Annotated in this window: 6 protein-coding genes and 1 pseudogene; 2 read left to right on the forward strand and 5 right to left on the reverse strand. The window is 32.5% G+C overall.

Annotated elements, in window-relative coordinates; translation table 11 throughout:
* Positions 1-503 (reverse strand): M15 family metallopeptidase (locus HMPREF3058_RS07920; RefSeq protein WP_070731304.1); only part of this gene is annotated, 503 nt, incomplete at its 3' end.
* Positions 504-728: 225 nt separating this feature from the next.
* On the opposite strand from HMPREF3058_RS07920, the gene pbp4 reads away from it, so the two are divergent.
* The gene (pbp4, locus tag HMPREF3058_RS07925) at positions 729-1,973 is read left to right on the forward strand and encodes a penicillin-binding protein PBP4 (protein WP_002499382.1); all 1,245 of its coding nucleotides are present in this window, start codon (positions 729-731) and stop codon (positions 1,971-1,973) included.
* A 790-nt stretch (positions 1,974-2,763) separates the two neighbouring features.
* Here pbp4 and ccrB read toward each other — a convergent pair.
* The 4 genes from ccrB to ssb all read right to left on the reverse strand — a co-directional run bounded on the left by ccrB (position 2,764) and on the right by ssb (position 8,077).
* Positions 2,764-4,392, reverse strand: coding sequence for a cassette chromosome recombinase CcrB (ccrB, locus tag HMPREF3058_RS07930; RefSeq protein WP_070731294.1), 1,629 nt, complete (start codon positions 4,390-4,392; stop codon positions 2,764-2,766).
* A 21-nt stretch (positions 4,393-4,413) separates the two neighbouring features.
* A complete protein-coding gene (gene ccrA / locus HMPREF3058_RS07935; RefSeq protein ID WP_002499380.1) occupies positions 4,414-5,763 on the reverse strand; it encodes a cassette chromosome recombinase CcrA in 1,350 nt (449 codons plus the stop codon).
* A 233-nt stretch (positions 5,764-5,996) separates the two neighbouring features.
* On the reverse strand, positions 5,997-7,784 hold the full coding sequence (gene cch1, locus HMPREF3058_RS07940) for a cassette chromosome replicative helicase (RefSeq protein ID WP_002499379.1): 1,788 nt from the start codon (positions 7,782-7,784) through the stop codon (positions 5,997-5,999).
* Positions 7,784-8,077, reverse strand: a complete 294-nt coding sequence (ssb, locus tag HMPREF3058_RS07945) for a cassette chromosome ssDNA-binding protein (protein ID WP_001830226.1) — start codon at positions 8,075-8,077, stop codon at positions 7,784-7,786. Before ssb ends, cch1 begins: the two co-directional genes overlap by 1 nt.
* A 293-nt stretch (positions 8,078-8,370) precedes the next feature.
* Here ssb and HMPREF3058_RS07950 point away from each other — a divergent pair.
* A pseudogene (locus HMPREF3058_RS07950) lies at positions 8,371-9,216 on the forward strand (sodium:proline symporter); the annotation flags it as partial.
* Positions 9,217-9,426 lie beyond the last annotated feature (210 nt).

Raw genomic sequence — 9,426 nt, forward strand, 5'->3', positions numbered from 1 at the left:
TCCTCAGTTTTACCAAAACTAGCATATAGATTTTTATTTGAATCGACGCCACCAACATCAAATGTAAGACCTGTTTGGTGTTCAGAATAGCCTGGACGTGCACTGTATTTGTCTGCTGCTTTTTTACCATCACGCTTCGCATAATTATTATATAACTTAACTTGTGTAGGATAGCTTCTATATCCACTTATTTTATATAAGTGAATATCATCTTTTTGTGCACCATCAAATAATTGTTTTAAGGCTTTTTGTGCTTTTGGATTTTCACCTGGATTATAAGAGGAGGGTAAATCAATATTTTTGTTTACAATTAAAATTCCATCTGCATACGTCCGACCATCCTTAACAACTTTTCGATGCTTCTTTTGGTTGTTATCGTTATTTTGGGCTTGATTTGTATGTGCAGTTTTACTTTCATTTTTGTCATTGTGGCTTTCAGATTGATGTGAACAAGCTGAAAGTAATAAAGCGCTAGTCATCAATATTACAGATAATTTTTTCATATTAATACTCCTTTTGCTAATACAAAAATATTAAATGCTAAATATAACATAACATATACTTTGAGCTCTATATATAATATTTAATATTTTATAATGATTCAATTAATGCGTATATAATTTATATTATGTTACCATTAAATATACATGATACGAGTTGATTTAAAGTAAGTCGTTCATTTTTAATATCAAAGTCACAAATATAAAATAGAAATTGAGGAATATGAATTGAAAAAAATATTTTTGATTATGTTGATATCTTTATTTTGTTGTAGTTTTTTCACAAATACTACATATGCTTTGACTCCTGTTGAAATCACTAATAATTCAAAAGCACAACTTGATGAAGGATTGAACCCTAGAGGAGCAGTCGTGACAACAACGAATGGACAAATATTATATAAGTATCATAAGGATAAGAAAGTTGATCCTGCATCAACAACAAAGTTGATGACAATGCTAGTTATATATGACGACATTAATCATAGTAAAGTGAGCTTAAAAGACAAGGTTAAAATATCTGAGAGATATCAAAAAATGTCACAATTACCTAATTTAACTACCTTTCCATTAAAAAAAGGGCAAACATATACGATTGAACAGTTACTAAAACAAGCTGCCTTAAATTCTAGTAATGCAGCAACGCTAGTATTAGCAGAACATATAGATGGAGATATTTCAAAATTCACTGATAGAATGAACCGTGAAGCGCAATTATTAGGCATGAATCAAACGCACTTTACTAATCCCAGTGGTGCCAACAATAAAATTATAAAACCCTATGAACCCAAAAAATATAAGGATGAAACTAGCTCATATACGACAGCAAATGATATGGCTATTTTAACAAATCACTTATTACGCAAGTATCCTAATATTTTAAAAATGACTCAATTGGAAACAGATACTCAATACAATCAACAATTACATAACACGAATTTATCACTGCCTCATCAATCACTCGGCATGAAAAATGTGGATGGATTGAAAACGGGGACAAGCAAAGAAGGATATAATTTAGCATTAACCGCTAAAAAAGATCAATTAAGAGTGAATACAAATTTATTTAATATCCAGCCATATCCTAGTGAAAAAGCTAAATTTGCACGCCACAAGGTTGCTAACGCACTCACCCAAAACGCATTTAAAAATTATACGTATCGCAAAGTGATATCGAAAGGTGCACATCAAATTGATGGTAAAACTTACAACGTGAAAGAAGACTTATATGATGTAGTACCTAAGGATAACAGTAAATATGAATTAAAAATATCGGAAAAAAACCAACTATCAGTTAAATACAATCGACAATTTACTAAAGGGGAGCATATTCCTAGCGTTAAAGTAGAACCAAAGTTTAACTTCTTGTCTGTATTATTTCAAATCACTTTAGCAATTGTCGGTATAATATTGGTTTCTGTCATTGTTATTATAGCGATCAAAGTGTACATAAAAAAATATAGTAAAAATTAAATTAATTTCTTTTTAAGAAATAGAACATGTGTAACAAATGTATAAATTAAAGTAGATGCAACTTTTTGTGTTAATATTCTCTATTTTTATATAATTTATATATTTAAAATAATTATATTATTCATATAGTACTAAAGATTAAAGTATTATATTTTGAATAAAGGCGAAGTGCTACAAAGCACTTCGCCATAATATCCAGCATTTTTATTAATTAATACTTGTGTATCAATGTAGATGTGCGCTAGTTTCTTCAACTTCTCCTCTAGCTGTTTTTTCGTACATTTCTAGTTGCTTCTCATAATATGATTTATATCATATTAAGGTGTGAGACCTCAGCCAGTCTGTGACATGACATTTTTTTCATATTGGGCTTCTTTTTGAGGGGAGTCAAATTTTCCAACGTAATCGATTTCGTTTTTGGTTTTGTGTATAACTTCTCCACTTTCATTCGTTCTTATGTCATTTATTATTACGTTATTATTTGCATTAGGTTGAGCAATTGTATTATTTTTTGAATTTAGATTATCACCGCTGTCATTTCATTCAACAGGCTCTTCTTTTTTATCTTTATCATTTTGCTTGTTCTTTATTTTTGGTAGTTTTATGAGCTTGAGAGTCTTGTTTTTTTATTGTTCATATCTATAACAGTCTTGTAACTAAATACTAACGATACAATAATTACACTTATTAAAGCGACTGTAGATAATATAGGGGAAAAATATTTCTTATAAACCTCTCTCAATATAATTTAATCCTATATTGCATTAATTTAAAAAACATACCACTGAAATTATATTGTTAAATAAAAAGGTTGGGGTAAAAATAAAGACGAAGTGCTAAGGAGCACTTCGTCGAGAGGAATATCATTGAAAACCTGATTAATTACTTCATTATCAAGTTTGAGTGTTACATAAAACTGTTTTTTGTGATTGCTGTCTTTTCTAATATCTATGCGATCAATCACTGCTAAGTACAGTGCTTTAAGTTGAGATTTTTTCATTTTCTCAATATTATGAAAGACGTATCGCAATATTTTACCAATTTTTTTGGCATTATATGAGGGTTTATCTTCATTTTGTTGTTTTTTGAGTTGATTGATTTGACTCATAATGTCATTAAGTTGCTTATCATATTTTTGAATCGACGGCCTGATTACTGATGTTAAGTCCGGATTATCCTCGATGGTTTTAATCAAGTTATTTAGTTTGATTCTTACTTCATCATATTGTTGTTGCTTATAAGCGATATCGTGATGAAGTGACGCACAATCAACTTGATTTTCTTGATTAACACGTGCTACAACGCGTTGAATGACTTTATCACTTTTGACTATTTCGAGTATTTGCTTCATCACATAATCTTCAATCACATCAGCTCTTACACTGTTTGCCGAACATACTTTGGACCCCTTGTTGCGAAAATTACTACATGAATAGTAACGTATACGTTTCTTGGTTCCATCTTTAAGTGTATTCGTTGTATTGCTTGCTGCCATAGGTGCGCCACATTGGGGACAGTGAATAATGCCTGTAAGCAGATTTGTTCCTTTGCCATGGACTTGGGGTTTTTGACTGACTTGTTTTTTACGTATTTGTACTTTATTCCATAAATCTTGATTAATAATGGGGGAATGCTTCCCTTCAGCTATCACTGGTTTATCATTAAGCCCTTTACGACGTTTTTCACTCCAATCTTTGTATTTCGCAAATTGAATTTTGCCGATATAGAATGGGTTAGCTAATATATATGTGATAGAACTAATACTAAAAGGTTTACCCTTTTTAGTGACATAGCCTTTGTGATTCAATGCATTGGCTATTTTACGATAGCCATGTCCTTTGGCATAGGACTCGAATATATATTTTACAATATTAGCTTCATGTTGGTTAATCATTAGCTCGTGTTTACTATCTGGTATTTTGTCATAACCTAGTGGTAAATTGCCTTGATAATAGCCTTCTTGGGCACGTCTCGTTTGCCCCATAAATACATTCTCGACAATGTTATTACGTTCGAATTCTGAGAAACTCGCAAGTATTTGTAACATGAGTTTACCAGAAGAAGTATTGACTTCCATACGCTCTGATAAACTGAAAAATTCGACATTTTGTTTATGCAAATCTTCGACGATTTTCAGAAGATCCGATGTATTACGAGCTAATCGGTTTGTTTTGTAGATCATAACACAATCTATATTGCCTTCTTTTGCATCTTTCAACATACGTTGGAGCTCAGGTCTGTTCATAGATTTACCTGAAATACCACGATCAGCGTATATATCTTTGACCTCAAAATGATGGAAGTCACAGTATTCTTTGATTTGATTGATTTGTCCATCGATACTATAACCTTCTGTGCTTTGCATTTCTGTTGAAACACGTACATAGATACCGACACGTTTTGTTTTAAGTTGTTGCATTATGTTACATCCTTTCTTCATTTATGCAATCGATGATTGCATGGCTTGATTGACGATATTGAGTGGTTCATTTTTGAAATAGATTCCTATAAGATTTTTATCTTTCGTAATGTGAATGGTTTCAATATAGGGGTACAATATGTTTAACGTGAAACGTTTTTGAATAATATTTTGAATGGTGTGTTGTATTTGATGCCCATTTATAGATGTAGTGCGTTGCGGTTGTTGACGTAATGATTGCGTTTGTTCTCTGAACGTTTCTGCATCAATGATGCCTTGTGCCAACTTTTCTATCAGTTGTTCTTGAGTCAATGTGTGATGTTTTTCTATGTTTCTTTGTCTTTTGATGCGTTTGTCAATCGCACCTTTAATTTTTGTGTAGATGTGTTGATTTTGATAAAAGTCTCGGCACACTTCTAATACTTTATCTTCAAGTGTTTGTGCATTGATGCCTTTAAAATCACAGACAAAGCGAGAAGCATTCATGTTTTTAGGACAGACGTAGTAACGTAATGTATGATTCTTTTTTCTAACGGTCATATTCGTAAGTGTTGCATTACAACATGGGCATTTGATTTTTTGTTTTAGTTGGTTATCCGAAGATGTCTGTTTGATTTGTTTTTGCGATCGAAGTCTCTGCGCTTGCTCATATATACTTGTGGAAACAATAGAAGGAAACATATTGTCGAATTGGCCATATTGATTGTTGACACGACCACAATAATTAGGATTGATGATAATGTTACGAACTTGATAGGGTTGTCGATTGATATACGTGTTATCTTCTTCTAATAACTGTGCAATTTTCTTATAACCATGACCTTTAATGTAATAATTGAATACAGCCTTTACCGTTGGTGACTCATTTTGATTGATGATGAATGCTCCGTTGTGATATTCGTAACCAAAGGGCGCATGGGTTGTAATCAATCGACCTTGCTTTGCTTTTTCTTGAAGCCCATTTCTGACTTGTTCTCCAATGTTATCTGATTCAAGTTCGGCCAAGCTGATAAAAATATTAAGCTTGAATCGGTCGAAAGCTTGATCCATATCAAAGTAACCATCATGCACACTTAAGATATGAACGCGATATGTTTGACATAATTTGATGAGTTTTAATGCATTTTTCAAATTACGATGCAACCTATTAAGACGATAACAGCATAATATGTCACATTGTCCTTGTTGAATTAATTGTGTCATTTGTCGATACCCACTACGATTATCTTTGCGTCCTGATTGTTTGTCGCTATAAAAGTTGATATGTTGAATATGATGTTTTTCGGCTATTGCTTCGATAGCTTGTTTCTGTGCTGCAAGAGATTGTTGTTTCATCGTACTTTGACGTAAATAGCCTATAACTTTTTTCATATCGGCTCCTCCTTTCACAGTGATAATATATATTTATGGATGAATTGATATATAAGCCCAACATCAATGAGATGTTGGGCTTTCATATTAGTCATTCGTTTGATTGATTTCTTCAATTACCAAATCGGCTAATATCTCGATAAGTTCATCCATGTTTTTCACTCCGTTATTTGTTCTATCTTCAATACGTCGATTATTCAGTTTGATGCTTCACGGTTGTATGATAAAGACAATCAGAAATCTTCGTGAACTCCTGAAGGGCCTATCCCCTCATTAGCGGATTTAAAAAGTTCTTTCGCAGCTTTGTTATCATTTGCCGGTGTCCAATTTTGAATTAACGACTTATCTTTAGTTAATCCCAGGATAGATGCAAACTCTACATCTAATTTTAGATGGTAAAATACAAGTGATTGTTTTTTACCGCTATTATCTTTGACACTTCTTTTAGTTGTTTGGCGTCCACGGTCAGCTAATATGAAACCTTTATCTCTTAAGGCGTTGACAACATTATTAACATCTTGAAATTGATGATTGTTTAGCATCTGTTTAAAAACGTTTGCAATCATTTTTACTTCGATATGGTCATCTTTTAATGAGATTAATCCATAGTTCTCAAACATATTTTTCAAAGCACCTTCATCTGAAAACTTACCTCTGTTTTGTGCTACAAATTGAATGATGACATCGATAGCTTTATCAGCTAATGAGCGTTCAGAGATTGTATGACCATGATAATCAATAAAGTAGTCTCTTATTTTAGCGATATCAATATCTGTAGCTAAAACACGACCTAATATTTTTGCAGATGTTGTAATGACTGCATAACGCTTAAACATACGATTGCCTGTGTTGCTTTTATCATCTTTCAATTTAGCTTCAAACCAATCTACTTCCTTGTAAAACCATTGAATGACTTCATCTTCACGATTTATAAGATATTTAGCTACTAACGGTAAAACATGACCATAGTTTAGTGCTACAGCTTTTTTAATATTGTCAGCATTGGTCGCATTTGTAGTGAATTGTTCATTAATCTCGATGGTTCTCACACGTAAACCATCATTTTGAGCAGAATCATTAAATATACTGTATTCTGAGGTTGAAATCACAGATGTACCCCAATTCTTAGGCGTTTTAACTTCTCCGTGTACATTGGAACGTTGACGACCTTGACCTTCAGCGATGGAATATAACAAACCCGTGGTATCTTTAAGTGTCGTAGATGAAAGCTCATCAAATACTATAGGAACGCCATAATTGTTACTCAAATAACCTTCAAGTGCGTTACGTGTGGCATTCCAACTTCTAAAAAGAGTTTCATTACCTTTGGTAGGGTTACCAGCGACTGATACAGCTAAAGCAGCTGCGGTTGACTTACCGGTTGAGGATTGACCTGTAAAACTAAAGAGAATTCCTGCAAATTCGATTTCATGTTTATGCTTCAGAAAACTTGTCACTAAGGCAGAAATCCCAAATATGACTGCCAATTCTAAAAGAAGATGACCTTTAACCTCGTCAATATACATGTTAAACCAATTATCAAATGTACCTTTAGGAGTTAAGTCATAAGCACTGTCTACAATAGGGTATGAAGGTGAGGACTGATTAAATTGAATAGATTTGAGAACTTTATCTAGCGATATCAAGTAGCCAAAAGGTGTCTCTAGTATACCTACACCCTCATATAATTCAGAAAGTGGTAATCTATCTCGCATCAATTGCAAGGCATAACTCAATGATCTAATATACTTCTCGTTAACACTGTAGCCATATTTAATTAAAGAAGGTAAGTTTCGTGTTGTTAAGATATCAGACTCAAAAATGTCTTTTTTACCATTGTTGTTAGTAATAATCAACTTTTCAACACCAGTAATTGGATCAGAAAATCTTGCATTTATAATAATAGGGCTAGCCATTCTAACCACTTTTTCACTGTCACCATCTTTTTTAGGTGGTATCGTTTCTTTCCAACCGAAGGAATCTAAAGCAAATGGGCCAATTTCAAACAATGTGTAACTCATTAGCAATCACCTCCTTTCGAAGTGTTGCTGTTATGGTGTGGATTAGGACCTGTTTTAAGATAAACTAAATGACCGTGAGTATCCTTACCGATAATAATAAATGGAACACGTGGCGCATGTTTTACAAAATATGCGAACCAACGTCCAACATTTTGTTGTACTTCTTTAGAACACGTTACATTTGCACGACTGTTCAAGTCATGAAATGTAAATTCTTCTCCTTCAGGTAAATTGAATGCAATACCTAAAACCTTGCGTTTTAACAATAAAAAGTGGAGACTCTTTTTATTCATTTGGATCATCCTTTGTACATTAGTCATCATTTAAATGATGCACTTGTATCTTATATCTTTACTGAGATATAAAGTTCTAAATTTGAGAGGAAAATATTAGGACATTGGTATTACACCTTTTGATAAGTAAAAAAACAACGATTTTTTTAGACTGACCCCAATTAGTGGGAATTATATAAAAACACTTTCGTTGAATTCATATTAAAATGAATCATACGGAGGTGTTTTTTCTATGAAAAGAGTTTCTTATTCAGTAGAAACAAAGTATAAAGCAGTTGAAATGAAAGCAGCAGGATTTAAAACCGACTAATTTAGATTTATTTAAAGGTACCACTATTGTGGGAATTATTTCTTTCTTTGCTTGGGGATTAGGTTACTTTGGTCAACCACATATTATAGTACGATTCATGTCAATCAAATCCGTTAGTCAATTAAAAACTGCCAGAAGATTTGGTATTAGTTGGATGGCTATTAGTTTAATTGGTGCTGTATGTGTAGGGTTGATAGGTATTGCTTTTGTTCAAGATAGAGGAGTTAAATTAAATGATCCAGAAACACTTTTTATTTTAATGGGCCAAATTTTATTCCATCCGTTGGTTGGTGGTTTCCTTCTTGCAGCAATTTTAGCAGCTATTATGAGCACAATCTCCTCACAACTACTTGTTACTTCTAGTTCACTTACAGAGGATTTCTATAAATTAATTAGAGGCGAAGAAGCTGCAAAAAAACATAAAAAAGAGTTTTTATTAGTAGGTCGATTATCTGTTCTTATTATAGCAATTATATCTATTATAATCGCATGGACTCCAAATGATACTATACTTAATCTTGTTGGTAATGCATGGGCTGGATTTGGTGCTGCATTTGGTCCACTGGTATTACTATCTCTCTATTGGAAGGGATTAAGTCGTACAGGAGCTATTTCTGGTATGATATCAGGATCAGTTGTCGTCATTATTTGGATTGTTTTTGTGAAACCATTGGGAGAATATAATGACTTCTTTAATTTATATGAAATTATTCCTGGATTTTTAACAAGTTTAATTGTGACTTATATCGTAAGTCTTATAACTAAAAAACCGAATAGAGATGTTGAAAAAGAATTAGAAGAAGTTAAAAAACTTGTAAAAGAAAAATAACACTTTGTCACTTAAAGAGGTAGAACAAAAAATTGTGGTTCTATCTCTTATTTTTTATTTACAAATTTCATTTTATTGAAGTATATAGTTTTTATCAATTTCAATAACACTTATCTAATGAAACAGTCACTGTCGTAATTTTTTTCATAACTACACGAAGCTTATATTGAAATTGATAAAGAACATCCCACGATGATTTTTTATCGGGAA

The sequence above is a fragment of the Staphylococcus sp. HMSC068G11 genome, from assembly GCF_001815825.1.
GTDB lineage: Bacteria > Bacillota > Bacilli > Staphylococcales > Staphylococcaceae > Staphylococcus > Staphylococcus epidermidis.